Origin of the sequence: Oceanobacillus sojae, from assembly GCF_900162665.1 — a bacterium.
In the GTDB taxonomy this organism is placed as follows: Bacteria; Bacillota; Bacilli; order Bacillales; family Amphibacillaceae; genus Oceanobacillus; species Oceanobacillus sojae_A.
In genome coordinates this window covers 1279155-1298845 of the sequence record NZ_LT727812.1, presented here as the reverse complement: position 1 = coordinate 1298845, position 19691 = coordinate 1279155, and the positions used below count along the sequence as shown (strand labels likewise).

The 19691-nt window shown below is 37.0% G+C and carries 22 protein-coding genes and 2 pseudogenes; 20 read left to right on the top strand and 4 right to left on the bottom strand.

Annotated elements, in window-relative coordinates:
- Window positions 1-226: 226 nt before the first annotated feature.
- From BN1068_RS17255 to BN1068_RS17245, 4 genes and pseudogenes are all read left to right on the top strand, one after another.
- Window positions 227-802 carry a DUF4352 domain-containing protein gene (locus BN1068_RS17255; protein WP_077604047.1) on the top strand — a complete coding sequence of 192 codons (576 nt, stop codon included), beginning with the start codon at window positions 227-229 and terminating at the stop codon, window positions 800-802.
- Window positions 803-911: 109 nt separating this feature from the next.
- Window positions 912-1094 (top strand): maltose acetyltransferase domain-containing protein, encoded by a 183-nt coding sequence (locus BN1068_RS17250; RefSeq protein ID WP_077604046.1) that lies wholly within the window; start codon window positions 912-914, stop codon window positions 1092-1094.
- A 19-nt stretch (window positions 1095-1113) separates the two neighbouring features.
- Window positions 1114-1227 (top strand): annotated as a pseudogene (locus tag BN1068_RS24435) (ROK family transcriptional regulator); the annotation flags it as partial.
- 17 nt (window positions 1228-1244) lie between these two features.
- Window positions 1245-1625, top strand: a complete 381-nt coding sequence (locus BN1068_RS17245) for a VOC family protein (RefSeq protein ID WP_077604045.1) — start codon at window positions 1245-1247, stop codon at window positions 1623-1625.
- A gap of 310 nt (window positions 1626-1935) precedes the next feature.
- Here the strand turns inward: BN1068_RS17245 and BN1068_RS17240 are convergent, their stop codons facing one another.
- The 3 genes from BN1068_RS17240 to BN1068_RS17230 all read right to left on the bottom strand — a co-directional run bounded on the left by BN1068_RS17240 (window position 1936) and on the right by BN1068_RS17230 (window position 4692).
- Window positions 1936-2934, bottom strand: a complete 999-nt coding sequence (locus tag BN1068_RS17240; protein ID WP_077604044.1) for an inorganic phosphate transporter — start codon at window positions 2932-2934, stop codon at window positions 1936-1938.
- A gap of 15 nt (window positions 2935-2949) precedes the next feature.
- Window positions 2950-3567, bottom strand: a complete 618-nt coding sequence (locus tag BN1068_RS17235; protein WP_077604043.1) for a DUF47 domain-containing protein — start codon at window positions 3565-3567, stop codon at window positions 2950-2952.
- Between the two features lie 582 nt (window positions 3568-4149).
- Window positions 4150-4692 (bottom strand): helix-turn-helix domain-containing protein, encoded by a 543-nt coding sequence (locus BN1068_RS17230; protein WP_077604042.1) that lies wholly within the window; start codon window positions 4690-4692, stop codon window positions 4150-4152.
- A 305-nt stretch (window positions 4693-4997) separates the two neighbouring features.
- Here BN1068_RS17230 and BN1068_RS17225 point away from each other — a divergent pair, with 305 nt between their 5' ends.
- From BN1068_RS17225 to BN1068_RS17150, 16 genes are all read left to right on the top strand, one after another.
- Window positions 4998-5240 (top strand): hypothetical protein, encoded by a 243-nt coding sequence (locus tag BN1068_RS17225; RefSeq protein ID WP_077604041.1) that lies wholly within the window; start codon window positions 4998-5000, stop codon window positions 5238-5240.
- 161 nt (window positions 5241-5401) lie between these two features.
- Window positions 5402-5851 carry a GNAT family N-acetyltransferase gene (locus BN1068_RS17220; protein ID WP_077604040.1) on the top strand — a complete coding sequence of 150 codons (450 nt, stop codon included), beginning with the start codon at window positions 5402-5404 and terminating at the stop codon, window positions 5849-5851.
- 255 nt (window positions 5852-6106) lie between these two features.
- Window positions 6107-6736, top strand: a complete 630-nt coding sequence (locus tag BN1068_RS17215; protein ID WP_077604039.1) for a DUF1232 domain-containing protein — start codon at window positions 6107-6109, stop codon at window positions 6734-6736.
- A gap of 93 nt (window positions 6737-6829) precedes the next feature.
- A complete protein-coding gene (locus BN1068_RS17210; protein ID WP_077604038.1) occupies window positions 6830-7771 on the top strand; it encodes an LCP family protein in 942 nt (313 codons plus the stop codon).
- A 220-nt stretch (window positions 7772-7991) separates the two neighbouring features.
- On the top strand, window positions 7992-8708 hold the full coding sequence (locus tag BN1068_RS17205; protein WP_077604037.1) for a ferredoxin--NADP reductase: 717 nt from the start codon (window positions 7992-7994) through the stop codon (window positions 8706-8708).
- A 327-nt stretch (window positions 8709-9035) separates the two neighbouring features.
- Entirely contained in the window at window positions 9036-9686 is a 651-nt protein-coding gene (locus BN1068_RS17200; protein ID WP_077604036.1) for a hypothetical protein, read from the top strand.
- Between the two features lie 199 nt (window positions 9687-9885).
- Window positions 9886-10212: a PadR family transcriptional regulator gene (locus tag BN1068_RS17195; protein ID WP_077604035.1), complete on the top strand. Its 327-nt coding sequence runs from the start codon at window positions 9886-9888 to the stop codon at window positions 10210-10212.
- On the top strand, window positions 10212-10760 hold the full coding sequence (locus tag BN1068_RS17190; RefSeq protein WP_077604034.1) for a DUF2812 domain-containing protein: 549 nt from the start codon (window positions 10212-10214) through the stop codon (window positions 10758-10760). Before BN1068_RS17195 ends, BN1068_RS17190 begins: the two co-directional genes overlap by 1 nt.
- Window positions 10761-11055: 295 nt before the next feature.
- Entirely contained in the window at window positions 11056-12945 is a 1890-nt protein-coding gene (locus BN1068_RS17185; RefSeq protein ID WP_077604033.1) for a heavy metal translocating P-type ATPase, read from the top strand.
- A gap of 313 nt (window positions 12946-13258) precedes the next feature.
- The gene (locus BN1068_RS17180) at window positions 13259-14185 is read left to right on the top strand and encodes a phosphate/phosphite/phosphonate ABC transporter substrate-binding protein (RefSeq protein WP_077604032.1); all 927 of its coding nucleotides are present in this window, start codon (window positions 13259-13261) and stop codon (window positions 14183-14185) included.
- Between the two features lie 3 nt (window positions 14186-14188).
- The gene (gene phnC / locus BN1068_RS17175) at window positions 14189-15034 is read left to right on the top strand and encodes a phosphonate ABC transporter ATP-binding protein (protein ID WP_077604031.1); all 846 of its coding nucleotides are present in this window, start codon (window positions 14189-14191) and stop codon (window positions 15032-15034) included.
- Window positions 15031-15825, top strand: coding sequence for a phosphonate ABC transporter, permease protein PhnE (phnE, locus tag BN1068_RS17170; RefSeq protein ID WP_077604030.1), 795 nt, complete (start codon window positions 15031-15033; stop codon window positions 15823-15825). The genes phnC and phnE overlap by 4 nt, the downstream gene beginning before the upstream one ends.
- Before the next feature lie 18 nt (window positions 15826-15843).
- Complete coding sequence (locus BN1068_RS17165) at window positions 15844-16644, top strand: PhnE/PtxC family ABC transporter permease (RefSeq protein ID WP_077604029.1); 801 nt, start codon at window positions 15844-15846, stop codon at window positions 16642-16644.
- Between the two features lie 40 nt (window positions 16645-16684).
- Window positions 16685-17446, top strand: a complete 762-nt coding sequence (locus tag BN1068_RS17160; RefSeq protein ID WP_077604028.1) for a tyrosine-protein phosphatase — start codon at window positions 16685-16687, stop codon at window positions 17444-17446.
- A gap of 306 nt (window positions 17447-17752) precedes the next feature.
- A complete protein-coding gene (gene sda / locus BN1068_RS17155; protein ID WP_077604027.1) occupies window positions 17753-17932 on the top strand; it encodes a sporulation histidine kinase inhibitor Sda in 180 nt (59 codons plus the stop codon).
- A gap of 262 nt (window positions 17933-18194) precedes the next feature.
- Window positions 18195-18554, top strand: a complete 360-nt coding sequence (locus BN1068_RS17150) for a Lin0512 family protein (RefSeq protein WP_077604026.1) — start codon at window positions 18195-18197, stop codon at window positions 18552-18554.
- 656 nt (window positions 18555-19210) lie between these two features.
- Here the strand turns inward: BN1068_RS17150 and BN1068_RS24430 are convergent.
- Window positions 19211-19411 (bottom strand): annotated as a pseudogene (locus tag BN1068_RS24430) (TetR/AcrR family transcriptional regulator); the annotation flags it as partial.
- Window positions 19412-19691 lie beyond the last annotated feature (280 nt).

The following is a 19691-nucleotide window of genomic DNA, read 5'->3' as shown; positions in this document are numbered from 1 at the left end:
GAGCTGAAGTTATTCATTTTCATGATGATGATAGTTATCGAATGAAACACCGTTCTTCCATTTTCATGGAAGAAAGTGTCCAAATTTAATTAGCAAAAAGTGTTCATTTCTACTTGACGCTCACAACTTATTATTGAGACTATCATCACTTGTCATTCATACGTGTTTTGTTACAATTATGGTGGGCAATACTAACTTAAACATATAAAAACTAGGAGGAGTTTTATTGAAGAAATTCATATTTTTAGTATTAATTTGCTTAACACTGGCAGCATGTAACAACGGGGAAGAAAATACAGAAACGCAAGAAACAGATAATACAGATACAGTAGAAGAAACAGATACTGCGGCTTCAGAAGAGGAAGAAGAAATACCTACATATCAAATTGGTGAAACAGCTACAATTTCAAGTGATTTATATGCGTTTGACTATGAGGTAACCGTAAATGATTTTCAGTTAACTCGAGAAGTAGATGAAGTACCTATCGAAGACTACCTTATCGGAGCAAGAGAAGAAGACAGATTTGCAGTTGTTGATGTAACCATAAAGAATATATCGGAGGAAGCTTATGTGCCGAATCAAATGTTTTCTGCCAATTTTTCCGCAATAGATGAGGACGGTGGAGATATTTCGAATGATGAATTTTTTACAGCGGGAGATGAAGAATTAGCTCCCGGTGAAGAACTGACCGGGCATTTAGTATACTTAACGGATATTAATTATGCAGATACATTTGTATTAAAATATGAATTTATGTCAGATCAGGAAACACATTTTGAACTGCCTAATCCCGAACAATAAGATTTTGCTAATCTAAAATAAATTGCATTCCATAGGAGCTGTAAATCTCCCCGTGGAATGCAATTTTTATGATAAACTTTAATGGAGAAAGTATTTAAAGGAGGCTGCTATGTCTAAACAATACCAAAATTTATTGGCTGGAAGGCTGTATAAACCGGAGGATAAAATTCAAAGCATGAAAAATAAAGGGAGATACTTATCCAGGCTTTTTAACCAGACCACTGAGGAAGAAAATGCTGAAAGAAAGAATTTAATTAAACAGCTATTTGGAAGCACAGGAAATATTAAATAAAATTGGAAATTGCAGCTTCGGATATATCCCGTCAGAGCATCTTCCTGACCTTATGATAAGTGATTGGGAGCAGGATTATTTATATGGATTACAAAGTCTTGGACTCGATCTTATGATAAAAAAGACGGTCTAAAAAAGGAGAGAAAGCGTATGAAAATAGAACATGTGGCGATTTGGGTCAAGGATTTAGAAAAGATGAAGCATTTTTATGAAACATATTTTCATGTGGAAGCGAGTGCTAAGTATCATAATAAAAAGAAGGAATTTGAGTCTTATTTTTTAACATTTGATGCATCGGCACGTTTAGAAATTATGCGTAAAACGGGCATTGATAAAACAAGTACAACGGAACATCTGGGCTGGGCTCACATTGCTATTTCATTAGGTGACAGGGATTGCGTTGACCAGATGACTGCCAGATTGAAAAAGGATGGCTACCCTCTGGTAAATGGTCCGCGTCTCACTGGAGACGGCTATTACGAAAGCGTTATAGAAGACCCGGAAGGCAATCTTATCGAATTGACAGTGTAGACGAAATAATTTCAAAAACATTTTTAATAATAAAATTTATCTTGTAGGGAGAAGATGAAGACAGAAAAGGAAAAGATGTTGAATGGAGAGCTTTATAATGTTATTGAACGGGAATTGCGCGGGGAAAGGTAATAGGCAAGAAAAATGACAAAATTATTCAATATTAATATATACGTAGTGGAGATTCCTTTGCAGAGGGAATGATTGTGATTTTTTCTGTGGAATTTCTGAAAAGCTGTATCATTGCTAAGATTGTCCAACTATTATTAAGGTTGCTATCGGTATTTCTCCAATAGCAACCTTATAATTTTCAAAGGAATAAATTCAAAATATAAAAAATAACTCCACCTAATGCAGCGGTAATCGGCAAGGTAATTACCCAGGTAACAACCATCCGTTTAGCTACACCCCAGTTAACACCCTTGGGCCGGTGAGAAGCTCCTACCCCTAAGATACCGGATGAAATAACATGGGTTGTACTGACTGGTAAATGAATAAGTGTTGCCCCAAAGATGACAGCAGCACCAGTGAGGTCAGCTGCAACTCCGTTTACCGGACGGATTTTCATAATTTTACCACCGACTGTTTTAATGATTCGCCATCCGCCGATAGATGTTCCAAGCGCCATTGCTGTTGCACAGGAAGCCTGTACCCAGAATGGAATATCTGTCGTTGTATGCATACCTCCGACAATCAAAGCCATAGTGATAATCCCCATCGATTTTTGAGCGTCATTCGTACCGTGAGCAAAGGATTGGACGGATGCTGTTAATATTTGCACGAGCCGGAACCGTTTGTTTGTCTTTGCCAAATTACTATTTTTAAAAATAACTTTAATTATCCCATATAAGATAAACCCGATTACAAAAGCTAAAATTGGAGAGAAAATCAAGGCCTCAATGATAGAGAGGAACCCTTGAAAATGAATCGCTTGAAGTCCCGCTGACACAATAACCGCACCGGTAATGGCACCAATAATTGCATGAGAGGAACTGCTTGGGATTCCTGCATACCACGTGAGCAGATTCCAAATAATTGCTGCAACCAAAGCAGCTAAAATGACTGCCAGCCCGTTATCCAACTTAAACGGATCGGTAATTTCGCTGGTAATTGTTTGAGCAACACCAGTAAAGGTTAATGCTCCGACAAAATTCATTACAGCAGCCAATATAATCGCTCTTCTGGGTGTCAGGGCTTTTGTTGATACAGACGTTGCAATTGCATTTGCTGTATCGTGAAACCCGTTTATAAAGTCAAAGAGAAGAGCAAAAATTACAATCAATACAATAATTACAGTAAGAAAATCCATATTTTAACCACACTTTTACGCATTTTTCATAATGATGCTTTGTAATGTACTTGCTACGTTTTGACAATAATCAGCTATCTCTTCCAGAATTTCATAAATTTCTTTATACTGGATTACTTTAATGGCATCCTTTTCTTTCTGGAATAGATTCCTTAAGGATTCACGATATAACTCATCACAGTTACTTTCGTAATCTTTAATACGGATAGCATGCCCTTCGACATCTTTTAGTTGATGACTTGCTATTAATTCCATCGAAGCTAAAATTTCCTCTGAGCATTTTAAGATGTAACTCGTAAATTGATTGATGTAATCATCTGAAGATAATATATGATAAATATCCATTCTTGAGGAGAAATCTTCCATCCCATCCATAATATCATCCAGATTATTTACAAGCTGGAGAATATCCTCCCTTTCAATAGGAGTAATAAAAGCCTGGTTTAAGTCACTAATAATTTCGTGGACCTTATCATCGGCAATAGATTCATGCTTTTTAATTGTATCGGAAAACTGTTTGAGTGTTTCAGCATCTTTTACTTTAAAATGAAAAAAATAATCTGCCGTTTCATGTAAGTGCTTTGCGAAATCAACGAGATAAAGGGAAAACTTATCTGGTTTTTTCTTTAACATATTTTTTAACCTCCATATAAACAAAAGAAAACTTCGTATTCTTGATTATTATATATTCTTAATAAGTATTTTGCACGAAATAAAAAAATAGCTGTCCTATTTTGTCGATTTTTCGTCACGAATTTCATTATACACTTTCATTGGATATTTTGTCGCTATCAAGGAAAGAATATCCCAAATTTTTTCTTGTCTTTTTATAGCAGCAATATCATACCTAATCGCAGGCTAGAAATCACTATCCCATCTATCCCATAAAATCAACATGAGTGAATTTAGAATCAAAAAAAAGCCACTGGATAAACCAGACATAAAAAGACAGGTTTATCCAGTGGCAGGATTTTTTCTTATGTGACTGTATTGTGAGATAGGGGAATGTGGGAACACCTGGATGAGACAGCTGAAGCAATTCAAATTTCTCCAGACGAACCTGCATTTGGAAAGGATTCTAATTGAATAATTATTAATCGAAAGCTGACTTTAACTGAAAATGTAAAGTAACATTCATTGTAAAAATTGGATGAAATAAGTAAGGATAGTATCTAACTCAATGCATGGAAGCTGGATCGAACTTATTTTCAAAACTTATTCTTGCTTACCCTCCTTCCAGAATGCTTTTTTCTCCATTAATCTTAAATTCATCACTTTATTATTTCTCAGCTCTTTGGACGTTTTAGCTAAATAATCATTTAATCTTTTTTTATAAAGGTATTCAGCGACTTCTCTAAAGTGGTCATTTTCCCATGCAAAGTGACCTATAATTTCATGTAAAACTTTGGCTTCCTGCTTTTCTTCTCCGTCCTCTTTATATTTTTCCGCCTTTGCCCATAAATCTTCTACTATTGTCATTTCCTGTTCCAAACCTTTTATGGAATATTCTAATTGATCAGGATTCTCCGCTACCCATTGTAATCTTTGTGAATCCTCTAACAGCAATTCATTTGGTGAGGTATATAATTCGTTACATATTTTGACTAACAGCGAAAAGGAAGGGGAGAAAACACCACGTTCTATTTTTGAAATGGTCTGTTTGATAGCTCCTACTTTGTTCGCTAACTCTTCCTGCGTCAGCTTCCGTTCGTTTCTAATTCTTTTGATATTCTTTCCTACATTTTTATTAATGTCCATTTAATTACCTCTCTTTAAAAAACAATAAAGTTTATTTTGAATAAAACGAGAACATACGTTTGTTTTGATAACTAAATATGTTATAATAAATTTAAAGTAACTTATAAAGTTATCTTTAATAAAAACGAAGGGGGTGATTTCAAATAAAGTCAATTATCAACAAATACAACTTGATTGAAACAGATTGAAAAGAAAATTATTGAAAAAATAAAAATTACTATCTTACAGGAATTTGCAGTCATATTTATAAAAAGTATAACATGAAAGATAGTGACTAAGGAATCTTATTAGGGAGGGGTTTTGAAATGACACCGGAGAAAACATCAAAAGATTTATTAATTGACAAATTAGGCCGTAAATTGAATTTTGCAGAAATGGGAGAGCGATTACTTCATGTCACCTATAACCTGGCTTCTGATAAATTATATACAGTAGATGATGCACTTCCTGAGTTAATAAGAATTATTAGATTATTGGATTATGAGCAGGAGGGTGTCATGGATGATATTAGCTGCTTAGAAGGAATAGTATTTGAACAAAAAGAATAAAGACAGATATTACCGAATGATATTTACAAGCGGTTATCAGTAATTAAATATTTATGGACCGGTGATTAACCTTCACTCCATTGTGCTGGGATTAATGGACTAAGTTTTTTTATTGGCGAATTTGTATATATGTTAAGGATAATTTTAGGGAGGTATGCAGGATGAACTTTCGAAAGGCTTATAAAGAAGATCTGCCTATGATTGTCCGCTTATTGGCGGATGATGCACTTGGTTCCGGACGTGAAAGGTATGAAGAACCATTACCAGAGGAATATTATCAAGCCTTTGATGCAATCGAAGCTCAAGCTGGAAACCAAATTCTTCTGGCTGTGGAAGATAACAAAATAATTGGTTGTCTTCAATTAACCATCATACCTGGGTTAGCAAGAAAGGGAATGAAACGTGCACAAATAGAAGGCGTACGTATTGATAAAAATTTCCGTGGAAATGGAATAGGAGAGGCCTTGTTTAAAGAAGCAATTACCATTGCAAAGGCTGAAAAATGTGGTCTTGTGCAGCTGACAACCGATAAGCAGCGGGAGGATGCACATCGCTTTTACGAGAAATTAGGATTTTCAGCAAGTCATGAAGGAATGAAGCTGATCTTTTAAGTAGAAAGCGAAAAATTTCATAGGAAAAGGCGCAATCCTGATGAAAAAAGATTTGCGCCTTTATTTATTATCCGAAGTTGACATTATGTCAACGTTCATTTATATTGTCTAATAGATTAGTATTAGACACTTAGTTGAATGTATTAAAAATGGTTTTAATAAAATATTGGCAGTATATGCTCTTGATAGGCTGCTCTGACTAAGACAGATGCATGATGATTAACCATCAAATATATAAATGGAAGGATAACGAATATGACTATGGACAATTTCGGCAAAAGGTTAAAAGAACTGCTCCACGCCCGCGCCATGTCGATAAGAAAATGCAGTGAGCTCACTGGCATCGATAAAGCAACCATTTCACGTATTATTAATGGAAAACGTAAGGCAAACATCCAGCACTTAGAGAAATTTGCTTCCTGCCTGGATGTGCCATTGGCAGAATTAATGCAGGCTGCCGGTTACCAAATCCATTCAGAAGAATCTCAAAGCAATTCAGATATGTATACATCTGTGAAGGAGATTCAGCAAACACTAAAAGCATCGGATCTTTATCATGATAATTTCAGTATGAATGAGGTTCAACAGCAATTGGATAGCTATGAACAATATGCCCAAACGGAAGAAGGAAAACAAATTATTCACGATCAATTTAAGAAAAAGATTGATGAAGTAGGCAGTATCGGGCCGTTTATTAAACAACTGAAGAATTTTTATGCTCAATTTGTACAAGATAAGGGGACACCCTTCACGCTTGCAGTTATGGGTGGTGTCCTGCTGTACTTTATTACGCCGGTTGACGTTGTCCCGGATTATATTTTCCCGATTGGATATATGGATGATGCTGTCGCGGTACAAATTGCTTTAAAGTCACTTTCCAATTAAAAAGAAAGTTCAAAAAGTTCCTAAATGATAAGCGTCGGGATGTTGTCTACTTTTTGAACAATTAATTAAAGAATAATACAAGGAGCGTTACATATGAAAAGACGTGAAAGAAAAACTGCGAAGCGTAAATGGAGACGTCGTGTCCTGCTGTTTGTTTTTGTATGTATTATTGCGGTGGGAGCCTATGCTGTCATACAATACTACCAAGGTTTATCGATAGCAAAAGAAGGCCCGTATAAAGACGATGGCGCAACCTTTATTCCTTTTGAAGGTTCAGAACCGCAATTTGGGGAAATTAATGTTTTAATGATTGGCAGTGATACCCGAGGAGAAGGACGCGGTCTTTCAGATACAATTATGATTGCTCACTATAATCAGGACACCCATGATATGAAGCTTGCTTCTATTATGCGGGATACTTATGTAGAGATTCCCGGACACGGCATGCAGAAGATTAATGCTGCCTTTGCATTTGATGGTCCGGAGCTGCTCAGACAGACACTGAAGCAAAATTTTGATATAGATTTAAATTATTATGCTGTTGTCGATTTTGAAGGTTTTTCAAAAATCGCAGACATTATTGCACCAAATGGCATTGAAGTGGATGTACCACATCAAATGTCTGAAGGTATCGGAATGACACTCGAACCCGGGGAACAAGTATTAAACGGTGATGAACTGCTTGGTTATGTACGATTTCGTAAAGATGCAGACGGGGATTATGGAAGAGTACAGCGCCAGCAGGAAGTAATAACTAAGCTGAAGGACGAAGTGATGAGTCTCCAGGGGGTCGTTAAATTGCCGAAGCTGTTAGGAGTTGCTGATCCATACGTTGACACGAATGTAGATAATAAAACGATTCTTACGATAGGCAAAGGATTAATTTCCGGAAGCGAGCATCCGATGGAAACATTAAGAATTCCTGTAGATAATTCTTTTTGGAATGCCCGTACAGACGCGGGAGCTGTATTGGAAATTGATATAGAACAAAATAAACAGGCACTGCATGAGTTTTTGTCGGCAGATACGGAATAAGAAAAAAGTTATCAGTCTAGGCTCTAATGAATTTGTGCAAGTATAAGATAAGACGCTGCCCTTTTATAACAAGGATTAGCGTCTTTATTTATGCACTTTTTAAAAGCCTCCTTGTTTGCAAAAAGAAAAATAAGGGTAAAAATATTATATATCAAAAATTGTGGATTACAATTCTCCTCTTTGTGATAAGAGGTTACTCTATACAAAGGAGCGAATAGAAATGGCAAACACAAAAATTAAATTAAAGAAAAAAGAATTAGTTGCAAGGGATACTATGGCTTTCCATTGGGAAATGCCAGAAGGATTTGAATTTAAAGCAGGCCAGCTGACTCACATCAAACTGATCAATCCAAGTGAGATAGATGAGGAAGGAACGAAAAGAGCATTATCACTCGTTTATGCACCAAGTGAAAATGAATTAGTTACGACAACGCGTCTGAGAGATACCGCTTTTAAAAGAGAGTTAAAAAATCTTCCAGAAGGCAGTGAAGTCGAGTTTGACGGGGCAAATGGAAGCTTTACCCTGCATAAAACGGAATCAACCCCGGCTGTATTTATTATTGGCGGCATTGGAATCACGCCGATCCGGAGCATGATTGCAGAGGCGACAAATCAGAAAACAGATCATGATCTTACGCTGCTGTATTCAAATAAAACACCGGAAGATGCACCATTTTTATCTGACTTGGAGGATTTGGAAAAAAGAAATCCTAATTTTAAGTTTGTACCTGTGATGACCAGAGCAGATGCTGACGAGTGGAGCGGAGAGCGTGGGCATATTGATGCGGAACTGCTTAAACGGCATGTTTCCGATATCCATAAACCAATTTATTATTTATCCGGGCCTGGCGATATGGTAGAAGCAATGCAGAAAATGCTTGTGGAAGCCGGTGTAAATGAAGATAATATCCGCTCAGAAGAGTTTGCTGGATATTAGAATGTCATAAAATATAACTCCAATTTGTTTAGATGAAAAATCAATTGGATTTCTTTTGATATTCTTTTAAAGAAGACAGTACTCCCTGAAGAAAATTAAATTTCAGGGGGTACTGTCTTGAGAAATTATATAAGATTACTGTAATGGTGAATGACGACTAGATTATTGTTGCCAAGATTTATAAAATGCAACGTTAGTACTAATATTTAAAGTGTTCATTTGTGATATTTTTGATTAATTGATTAAAAAATACTATTGCCAGCTAATACCAAGTCTGTATATGATAATAGCAACTTTCCTGTTTACGGATAAATGAAGGAGCAGATTATGATTACAGATGAAATACTTTCTACTCTATTTGTCGTTGGCGGCTGTATTGGACTTCTTATCATTATTTATATTTTTAGCAAAATACCCGGATCCGGCATTGTTTTTCGGCTTATTCGAAGACTTTTCTTAATTCTCTGGAGTATTGTTGTTTTAGGTCTTACCTTTTTTATGTTTTTTATGGTTGGTTATATGGTGATTGTATTCTTCACTTTTAACGGCAGTGAAGAAGGGATTCTGTTCCAAGGTGAGCCAATAAACTTTCTGATTGGTGATAATGCGAAAGATGCCGTATTTTTTACAATGCTCTATGCAGGATTTTGTTTGGTGTCTGTGTATATTATTTCCTTTACCCTGGCGATGGGCCGGAAAGTCACACGTATCAGCAGCAGATTTCATGCTGAAATCATTTTAGTTATTATGATCGGCTTGGTGTTTACTGTTTTCCCTGTTGTAGTTGAGGCAATTTTACCAGATTTTGAAGTTGGACGTTATGGGAGATATGCACTTGGTGTATTGCCGGTGATGATGTATATTCAGGCACAAATAAAAAGAGCCAGAGAACGCCGGGGGCATGGGCGCTATTCTTCCCGTAAGGAGCGATTTTACAGGGATTTAGATGAGAAACAGTCACAAAGAGCTGGGAAATAATAAATTATTTTTTATATCGATTTTAAAAAAGTAAAAAGAAAATGATTTGAATAAAAAAGCCTCGTTTAGAAGGTTTATCGTAATGATAGACTTTATAAATGAGGCTTTTTATATCGTTGACAGTTATATCGGGATGCGATATACTATTTTATATCGACAGACGATATAACGTAATCGGATATAAAAAGGAGGTAATATAATGCAAAATGAACAAATAGCTTTAACCGAAGCGATTTATTATACACTGCTTTCTCTGTATGAGCCTCTCCATGGCTACGGTATTATGCAGAAAGTAGAGAAGATGTCGAAAGGAAGAGTAATCCTGGCGGCAGGGACGTTATACGGAGCTTTAAATAACCTCTTGAAAAAAGGTTGGATTGAAGCATTACCAAAGAGCGCCAGCAACCGCAAAAAAGAATACCTTATTACCGCTCAAGGGAAGAAAATAGTGGAGATGGAGCTGTTAAGATTGCAGGAGCTTATCAACAATGGAAAGAAAATAGTGGATGCAGGGAGTGAAAGGTAATGGAGAAAAAAATAAAGAAGCTTTTCACCGTTTGGAAATTTGCTGAAGAAGAGCAGTGGTTAAATGAAATGGCGGCAGACGGTTGGGAATTGACAAAAGTAAGTGTACCGAATTACACCTTTAAGAAAACGGCTCCGAATAACTACATTTACCGATTGGAATTGCTCGATCCAAAGTTAACGAAAAAAGAACGTGAAGATTATATTGATTTTATTAAAGAAACTGGAGCTGAAAAGATTGGCGAGTTTTCTAACTGGATATATTTTCGTAAAAAATCCGGACTGGGACCATTTAATCTTTTCTCTGATCTGGATTCAAGGATTGTTCACTTAGAGAGGATGTTTCACCGCCTTTTGTGGGGATTTATTTCGATTACAGCGGTACTGCTTTTTCTAATTACGTTAACTGCAATTCAACCCTATTCCATTATTTTACCAATCATCGCAGCTGTCATATTAGTACTCATCCTATGCTTATTTGGCTACGGATTAACTCAAATAAACAATAGAAAAAAAGTGCTGGAAGAAGAACGGAAATTCAGAGAATAAAAATGACTAATTAATGAACGAAAAAATGCCTGAGAATTTGTCTCAGGCATTTTTTCGTTCATTAGCGTTGCTTACTGCGTAAATGGATCAAGAGCATATATTAGGTCAATGGAAAATTATCTAATTCAACTTATATAGACAATCTTTTTAAATAAATTTGTCACCATTTCTACAAACAAATATAAAGAAAGTATGCTATACTATTTATAGTAATTATAATCTAATATTAGTTATAAATAATTGAGAATGAGAGTCAATATCAGAAATATAAATTGCGTCAAAGGGGGTCTGCAGAATGGAAGACATAAAAGCAAATCAACATTCTTTTTTTATAACCAATCTCAAAGTACATGGAGAAATAATTGCCGCAGCTATAAGCGGAATACTTATTTTGACAGCCTGGATACTATCTGGGCATATAGAGAATTCTTTATGGATCAGTTTGTTAGTTGCTTCTTTTCTGATTGGAGGTTTTGCAAAAGCAAAGGAAGGAATCACTGAAACATATAAGACGGGACAATTAAACGTAGAATTATTAATGATTATTGCAGCTGTAGGAGCAGCTTCCATAGGATACTGGGCGGAAGGAGCTATCTTAATTTTTATCTTTTCCCTGTCTGGTGCTTTAGAAAGCTATACGGAAAATAAAAATAAAAATGAGCTGGAAAACCTGATGAAGCTGCAGCCGGAAACAGCTACATTGCTAAACGGTGAAGTGACAGCTATTGATCAATTGAAGCCTGGTGATCAGATTATGGTGAAAACAGGAGAAAGAATCCCGGCTGATGGAGTGATTATCAAAGGGGATACCACAGTTGACGAGAGTGCGTTATCAGGCGAATCGATTCCAATTATCAAGGCAATAGGTGATGAAGTGTTTGCTGGAACAGTTAATCTCAGCGGCGGTCTTCATATCGAAATAAATACATTGCCGACAGAGACAATGTTTCAAAAGATTATTGAATTGGTTCAAAACGCACATGAAGAGCGTTCGCCCTCTCAGCAATTTATAGAAAGATTTGAAGGATTATATGTCAAAATTGTACTTCTAACAGTTGCGGTAATGATGGTTCTTCCTCATTATCTATTCGGCTGGACCTGGACAGATACGATTTACCGGGCAATGATTTTACTGGTTGTTGCTTCACCGTGTGCCTTAGTTGCTTCAATTATGCCTGCAACCTTATCAGCTATTTCCAATGGTGCACGTCAGGGGATTCTGTTTAAAGGTGGTGTTTATGTAGAATCTCTAGCAAAATTAGATGCTGTAGCTTTGGATAAAACGGGCACGTTAACTAAAGGAGAACCAGCGGTCGTGGATTTTTTTATCGATCCCCGGCAAGACACGAAATACCTGGCAAGTATCATCTATACCATGGAAAGTGAGTCCATTCATCCGCTTGCCAATGCGATGAAGGAGTGGGCGGGAACATATCAAAAAGAACAGGCAGAATTATCCGTATCTGTGCAGCATCATAATGGCAAAGGATTATCAGCGGAGATAGATGATGTTTCCTGGCTGATTGGGAACGCAGAGCTGGTCGGAACACAGGATGCAGAGCAATTCCTGAAGGCTTTTAATATACAGGAACAGGCAACAACGAATATTTTTATGAGAAAAGCTGCAAAGATTATTGCTGTATTCATGCTGAAGGACACTCTCCGGCAAGATGCGATTGCAGCAATTCAGGAGCTCCATCATCTTGGCTTGAGGGCTATTATGCTGACAGGAGACAACCAGGCGACCGCGAAGAGCATTGCTCAGGAAGCTGGAATAACGGAGTTCCATGCAAACTGTTTACCTGAAGATAAAGTAAATTATCTGAAGCAGTTACGGAAGCAAAATCAGGTGACTGCCATGGTTGGCGATGGTATCAATGATGCGCCTGCTTTGGCTACAGCAAATATTGGGGTTGCCATGGGAGCAGGCAGCGATATTGCTTTGGAAACAGCCAATGTTGTGCTGATGAAAAATAATTTGGGAAAAATGGTAAATGCGATTCGTATTTCTAAAAAAATGAATACGATTGTGAAGCAAAATATCGTTTTTTCACTTGCTGTCATAACCGTTTTGATTGCCAGCAATTTTCTGCAAGTAATCAATATGCCGCTGGGGGTAATTGGTCATGAGGGAAGCACCATTCTTGTTATTCTTAATGGATTGCGAATGTTAAAGGGAGATTAAAAAATTGATGATGATAAGAATAGAGAGAACAGGTAAAGGCTTTGAGTGTTAATAGCATTCAAAGCTTTTTTTGATTGAAAATATCATTGCAGTTTTTAATAACCTTACAATAAGTTTACAAAAGTAGTGAATTATCTTAATAAACAGTAAGTATATTAAGAGTTGTAAGCACAGAGAACCATTGAAAATGCAGGAGGGGGACAATTGATGCCATTTTTTGCAGACGCCAGAAATCATAAATATCTATTTGGAAGGGTCTCACGGCATAATCACATGAAAAAATACTACAATTCACATTGAAGGAGAATGAACAATGCATAAATACTTATTTAAAGGCTTCATACTGATTGGATTGATTCTTTTTTTGGCAGCTTGCGGTAAGACTGGAGAAGCATCCTCCGGAAAAGGAGAAAATGGCGATTGGCCGGAAGAAATAGCCATCGTTCAAATGCCAAATGAAGATAACCCTAATTCACCAACGCTTCATACACAGCTCAGAGAGCATATTGCAGAAGAAGTCGGTATTGATGTAGTGGAGTATCAGGGAGGAAGCTATGCTGTGGGGATTGAAGCAATGGCGAGCGGGAATATTGATGTGATGCTTGCAAGTCCGATGAGTTATTATCAGGCACAGAAAAAGGCAGGTGCAGAGCTGCTCGTAACACCACAGGCAGATGATATCCCGGAATATTATACTTCCTTTATTACACAGGGTGATAATGATGAGATTAATAGTATAGAAGATTTAGAAGGCAAGAATTTCGCTTTTGTAAATGCAGCTTCCTCCTCTGGTTATCTATATCCAAAGGGAACCCTTGTTCAGGAATTAGATCTTGACCCCGCATTAATTGAGCAATCCGGTTACTTTTTCGAAAATGTAACGTTTACAGAATCTCATCCAAACAGCCTGATGGGTGTAGCCATGGAAGACTTTGATGCAGCAGCAGTTGTTAATGGACAAATTGATCAGATGCTGGAAGCGGCAGATCTCGATCCGGATGATATCAAAATAATTGGCCGTACGCAAAGTATCCCAGATGCATCCTATATCATCCGTGGCGATATGCCGGAAGACTTAAAGCAAGCTATTGAAGATGCGTTTGTCAGCTTTGAGGATGAAGAATATTTTGAAGCGCTGCACCAGACGCCGAATGCACGCTTTTATCCAACAGAAGATGATTACTATGAGGAAACGATTAAAATGTTAGAAACGATTAATGCATTAGAGGGGGCTGAATAATAAATGGAACCATTATTATCCATTAAAGATTTAGTGAAGGTATATGGAAAATCAACACGTGCTTTAAATGGTATTTCAATTGATTTTTATCCTGGAGAATTTATTGTGGTTATCGGTCCGTCAGGGGCTGGGAAATCTACCTTTATCCGCTGTATTAATCGTCTGATTGATCCAACGGAAGGGAATCTGATTTTTGATGGAGACAATCTGGAAAAAGCAAGTGGAGGTAAGCTGAGAAAAGAACGTTCGAAAATAGGGATGATTTTCCAGCATTATAATTTAATTGGCAGAACAAATGTGATTAAAAATGTGCTGCATGGCAGACTGCATGATACACCGTTGTATAAAAGTATTTTCGGGCTGTTCAAGCATGAAGATAAAAAGGAAGCAGTGGAGATTTTAGAAAAAGTAGGTCTAAAAGATCAAATTTATAAACGGGCCAATGAGCTGTCTGGCGGGCAAATGCAGCGTGTGGGTATATGCCGGGCACTGCTGCAAAGACCGAAGCTGCTGCTTGCAGATGAGCCAATTGCGTCCCTTGACCCGATGTCCGCTAATATTGTGATGGAGCAGCTGCATGATATTTCAAAGGAGAAGCAGCTGACATGTATCGTTAATCTGCATCAGGTGGATTATGCGAAGAAGTTTGCAAGCCGGATCGTCGGCATTAAGAACGGGAAGGTTGTATTTGATGGTAAACCAGTTGAATTAACGGATGAAATGGTCCGTTCAATTTATGAAGGAAAAGAATCACAAATAACGCTGCAAAATGATGTGATTCAAACGGACATGCAGACAGAAGTTAAGGGAGAACCGGCGTTACAACTAACTGGAGGACAGAAGGCATGAGTAATCTTAACCCAAAAATAATGCTCGATCAGCGGGATTCGAAAAAGCCTTTGTTGATTGCAGCTTTACTCTGTGCCACCTTTTTATTTGCCGTTATTTATCTTAAGATTTCTATTGTCGATATGGTGATGGGGCTGCCGAATTTTATTCTCTTTTTCTTCCAGAATTTCTTTCCGCCAAGTTTAGAAAATGTCCAGCAATACATTCCGGCGGTTCTGGATACGATTGGCTATGCTGTGATTGCTACCTTTCTATCAAGTATTTTAGCGCTGATTCTGGGAATTCTTATCTCAGAAAATACGAATAAGGTTAAAAGTATCCGCGTGATTTGCCGCGCATTTGTCTCTATACTGCGTAATATTCCCTTTGTTATCTGGGGAGCATTACTTGTCTACATATTTGGGTTAGGCGGTATCGTTGGCGTGCTGGCACTTATTCTCGTCACTATCGGATTTTTAGGGAAAAGCTATGCCGAATCTATTGATGAAATATCCGGTGAGAAATTAGAGGCGCTGCGGGCAAACGGCTCATCCTATTTTCAGATTTTATTACATGGAGTATTGCCGCAATTTGTGCCTTCATGGATAAACTGGACATTATTTTCATTTGAAATTAATGTCCGTGCATCAGTCGTATTAGGCCTTGTCGGATCCGGTGGAATCGGTGTCCTGATAGATACAAATATTAATTTATTCAATTATGGGGAAGCATTGGGAATTATTATAGTGATTGTTTCAATCATTCTATTAACGGAGTTTGTGACGAATACGCTGCGTAAAAAATTGGTATAAAGAAGGGAGTGATTCTCTATGGAAATGAATTATATTCGTGTAACATCGAAAGGCTCCGTCTGGAAGATGATACTTTTGATTATTGCACTTATATCGATATTTGTGATAGCTGCAACACTGATAAATCTTAATTTGGAACAATTTTTCGCGCGGCTGGAAAATGTTCCGGGTGTTTTGAATAGTATGATGGCGATTGACGCTTCTATTATTCCAGCTGCATTATTAGAGCTTGTGACGAGTTTATCTTTAGCCTTTTTAGCTTTAGTTGTTGGTGTATGTTTAGCGATGATTCTGAGTTTCTTAGCAGCATCAAATATCACACCAAATAACTTTTTATCCAGTTTCATTAAAGGCTTCTTCGCAATAATCCGTTCTATTCCATCGCTGGTTTGGGGTTTAATGGTTATTGCCAGCCTGGGCTTTGGAAATACCTCTGGCTTCATTGCGATGTTATTTTCTGCGATTGGCTACCTGGTGAAAATGTTTACGGGAAGTATTGAAGATGCCGGGTACGATGTCATTGAAGCGATGCGTTCTACTGGGGCTTCCTGGTTCAGCATCGTTTACCATGGGTTATTGCCGCTTTGCATTACTTCCTTCGTTGCATGGATCACAGTCCGGTTTGAAGGGAATATTTCCGAATCAATCAGTCTGGGAATCATTGGTGTAGGTGGAATTGGACTGCTGCTTACCCAGGCAATAGGAACATACAATTATGCACAAACAACAACAATTGTTATCATTATCTGCAGTTTCATGCTTATCATTGAATTTTTAATGACGCGAATCAAAAGCAAAATAACACATGGCAGCAGATAATGGATTGATAAAAAAATGATAGCTGAGGAGAGGATATTCTATGAAAAATGCAGCATTAAATTGGGTTCGTTTACCGCTGGAAGGAGTAGAAAACTGCCGTGAATTAGGCGGGTACAGTACAGAAAGAGGCGAACAGGTAAAATGGCATGCATTCCTAAGGTCAAGCGATATGCATAAATTAACGGAGGATGACAGCTCCTTTTTAGAAGCATACGGTGTAAAAACAGTCATTGATTTACGTGGGACAGATGAGGTGGAAGAGCACCCGAATCCGCTCGCTGAAGCTGATTTCTGCGACTATCACAACATTCCGTTTGCCGGGCAGCCGATACTGGAGGCCGACGCTTTGAAGGATCTGACTATGGGCGATTTTTATGTGAAAATGCTTGAAGAAAGTCCTTATGTACAGGTTGTCTTTAATATTATTGACCAGTCAGCAGACGGTGGCTTTCTTTTCCACTGTGTAGCCGGGAAGGATCGTACGGGTGTTTTGGCTATGCTGCTGCTTGGGCTGGCCGGTGTGGAGAAAAAAGATATCATTTCTAATTATGAAGTGACATATACCAATTTGGTATCCTTTCATCAATTTGATAAAGGTGGTACAACTCCTTTTGAGGTACCTAAAGAATTCCTATATTCCAGCAGAGAGTATATAATCCGTGCTTATGATTATCTTGTGGAAATATATGGGGATGTTGAAAAATACTTATTAGCAAAAGGCGTGGAGCAGGATGTTTTGGATCGGGTAAAAGGAAGGCTTGGACAAGAAGCTGGTACAGCTCCTGTTGTTGAATGGAAATAGCATTGTACTTATGGAAACACCGTACTGATCGAATGATTTTGGGATAGATATTTTAATGAAAAAAGGATTTTCGTATCGAAATATGCGAAAATCCTTTTTTTTACGGGATTTTATTTTCTCTGTTTCTGATAATAAGGAAAACAACCGCTGAAAAATGAAGAAATAAACTTCGAATAATATAATTCTTCCTATTTATTGTCGAAATATTTTGCCCCTTTTTGTCTTACTTTGTAATAATTTAGATAGGTTCTACTTCCGATAATTTAAAATCAAAGAGTTCAAAATGCAAACGTGGGAGGAATATCCATGAACAGTCTCAGGCATTTGTCAGATGAACTCTTAAAAGAGTCTTTGAGAAATGCAACCGAATTAAAACTGGAACCAAATTTTTGCACGGCATTAAAAAATGAAATCAAAAAACGTGAAGAGAGGAGCCAAAAAGGTAACACGAAAGCAATGGACATAACGACTACTTTTGAATGGTAATAGCGGTAGAGTATTTATAGTTTCATTGCTTGATGATCAATAATTGCTAAAATCGGAAGTAGAATTCTACCAGCCTTCGTTTAGGCTGGGGAGGCAGCGTTCGTACTAAATTGTACGTAATGCTGTCTTTTTTTCATTATATGTGTATAAGCGAGGGCGGAGAAATTATAGTTTTTGCTTTTTCAAAAAACGGGTATATATAGAAACAAGTCAATCATGTGTTATAAAGAAATATTGAAAAATCAAGAAGGAGAGAAAAAAGATGGAACAAATGATATTTATTCAGACGGGTACAGGAGTAGATTTACATGGGCAGGATGTCAATCAGGCAGCAGAGCGTGCTGTTATCAACGCGATTTATACTAATTCGATGCCGGGTATTCAGAACAGCCTACCTGATCAGGATCTAAATAATATGAAGGTAAATGTGAAATTAGGTCTTCCCAGGGATATAGAGCATTTGGATGAGGAAAAAATCAAAAAATTAGTACCATATGGAACAGTGACGGTGGAGAAATTAGAGGGCGGATTAGCTACTACAAGCGGTATTTATTTAAGTGATCAGGAGGATAAAAATGATTTAATGTATATTGTTAATGCTGTAGTTGAAGTGGGATATTAGGGTGAAGGAAACCCTTTTAATAGAGCTAAAATGCCATGTTGATAAAATTTCACTATGGATTAGTGTAAAAATGTAGATACAAAAGACGTTTCTTTCGTTCCTATTGGAGCGAAAATAAAAGAAGCTGGGCGACTCCCAGCTTTTTTATTAGGGCAATTTTTTTAGAAGAACGATGAAATTCATGTTTGAAGTTGATAGAAAGAGGAAAAAATAGGGAGCACTGAGCATTATCAATCCTTTCTCGGGGCAATTCCTTTAATGAATATTTCTGTCCATTCCTCTGTATAAGGAGCAATTTTTTCATATATCTGCGGACTGGAAATGCCTTCTACAATCGCTTGAAAATACAGCAGCAGAAATTCATCTGAATATTTTAAATCCACTTTTCCTTCTTTACGCCCGCGATGAAATAAATCCAGTAACATCCCATAGTTTACTTCATTAAATTTTTGCATCATCAAAGATAAGCCGTCTTCGTCCTTTTCTGTAAAAAAATCCATCATTTTCATATAAAATGGCTGACTGATTTTATCTAGTAAACTAATTTTATTTTGGCTTAATGTAATCATCGTTTCTTCAAAAGGCTTATTTTCTGCCATAATTTCTTTTGCCGAATCGATCAATTGATTTATAACGTGTTGAAAAACCTCATGAATAAGGTTGTCTTTGCTGCCAAAATACTTAAAGAGGGTGGCTTTCCCTACATTGGCATGTTTAGCAATTTTATCCATGGTTATATTTTTGCCTTCCTCATTTCTATTCATCAGCTCAAATGCTGCTTCTAAAATATTCTTTTTCTTTTCTTCTGTTCTTTTTTCAAAACCGTTCAAATTTATTACCTGCCTTCTATTGCGCATTCATCAAAAAATTTCTTCAAAAAAGCGTATTTCTTCCTATTTATTATATATATCTAATTATGAACTGGCAAATAAAAAATAGTATTTATCTTATTGACTAAACAAATAAAAAGGAATAATATTGAACTATTAAATATGTTTTTGGTTTAAAATTATATTTTTCATGCATTAAAATGAACTGAAATCATATTAATAGTTTTATTCAGAGGTATTACCTTCTTAAATGAAAAAGTAAGTTAAAACAAGACATTAAATTGCAGAAAGAAGGAGAGTCAGCATG

Coding starts and splice junctions, on each gene's coding strand:
- BN1068_RS17240 (WP_077604044.1), bottom strand. CDS start 2,934: ATGGATTTTCTTACTGTAATTATTGTATTGATTGTAATTTTTGCTCTT.
- BN1068_RS17205 (WP_077604037.1), top strand. CDS start 7,992: ATGGCAAACACAAAAATTAAATTAAAGAAAAAAGAATTAGTTGCAAGG.
- BN1068_RS17185 (WP_077604033.1), top strand. CDS start 11,056: ATGGAAGACATAAAAGCAAATCAACATTCTTTTTTTATAACCAATCTC.
- phnC (WP_077604031.1), top strand. CDS start 14,189: ATGGAACCATTATTATCCATTAAAGATTTAGTGAAGGTATATGGAAAA.
- BN1068_RS17150 (WP_077604026.1), top strand. CDS start 18,195: ATGGAACAAATGATATTTATTCAGACGGGTACAGGAGTAGATTTACAT.
- BN1068_RS17190 (WP_077604034.1), top strand. CDS start 10,212: ATGGAGAAAAAAATAAAGAAGCTTTTCACCGTTTGGAAATTTGCTGAA.
- sda (WP_077604027.1), top strand. CDS start 17,753: ATGAACAGTCTCAGGCATTTGTCAGATGAACTCTTAAAAGAGTCTTTG.
- BN1068_RS17210 (WP_077604038.1), top strand. CDS start 6,830: ATGAAAAGACGTGAAAGAAAAACTGCGAAGCGTAAATGGAGACGTCGT.
- BN1068_RS17215 (WP_077604039.1), top strand. CDS start 6,107: ATGACTATGGACAATTTCGGCAAAAGGTTAAAAGAACTGCTCCACGCC.
- BN1068_RS17195 (WP_077604035.1), top strand. CDS start 9,886: ATGCAAAATGAACAAATAGCTTTAACCGAAGCGATTTATTATACACTG.
- BN1068_RS17180 (WP_077604032.1), top strand. CDS start 13,259: ATGCATAAATACTTATTTAAAGGCTTCATACTGATTGGATTGATTCTT.
- phnE (WP_077604030.1), top strand. CDS start 15,031: ATGAGTAATCTTAACCCAAAAATAATGCTCGATCAGCGGGATTCGAAA.
- BN1068_RS17245 (WP_077604045.1), top strand. CDS start 1,245: ATGAAAATAGAACATGTGGCGATTTGGGTCAAGGATTTAGAAAAGATG.
- BN1068_RS17235 (WP_077604043.1), bottom strand. CDS start 3,567: ATGTTAAAGAAAAAACCAGATAAGTTTTCCCTTTATCTCGTTGATTTC.
- BN1068_RS17165 (WP_077604029.1), top strand. CDS start 15,844: ATGGAAATGAATTATATTCGTGTAACATCGAAAGGCTCCGTCTGGAAG.
- BN1068_RS17220 (WP_077604040.1), top strand. CDS start 5,402: ATGAACTTTCGAAAGGCTTATAAAGAAGATCTGCCTATGATTGTCCGC.
- BN1068_RS17250 (WP_077604046.1), top strand. CDS start 912: ATGTCTAAACAATACCAAAATTTATTGGCTGGAAGGCTGTATAAACCG.
- BN1068_RS17230 (WP_077604042.1), bottom strand. CDS start 4,692: ATGGACATTAATAAAAATGTAGGAAAGAATATCAAAAGAATTAGAAAC.
- BN1068_RS17200 (WP_077604036.1), top strand. CDS start 9,036: ATGATTACAGATGAAATACTTTCTACTCTATTTGTCGTTGGCGGCTGT.
- BN1068_RS17225 (WP_077604041.1), top strand. CDS start 4,998: ATGACACCGGAGAAAACATCAAAAGATTTATTAATTGACAAATTAGGC.
- BN1068_RS17160 (WP_077604028.1), top strand. CDS start 16,685: ATGAAAAATGCAGCATTAAATTGGGTTCGTTTACCGCTGGAAGGAGTA.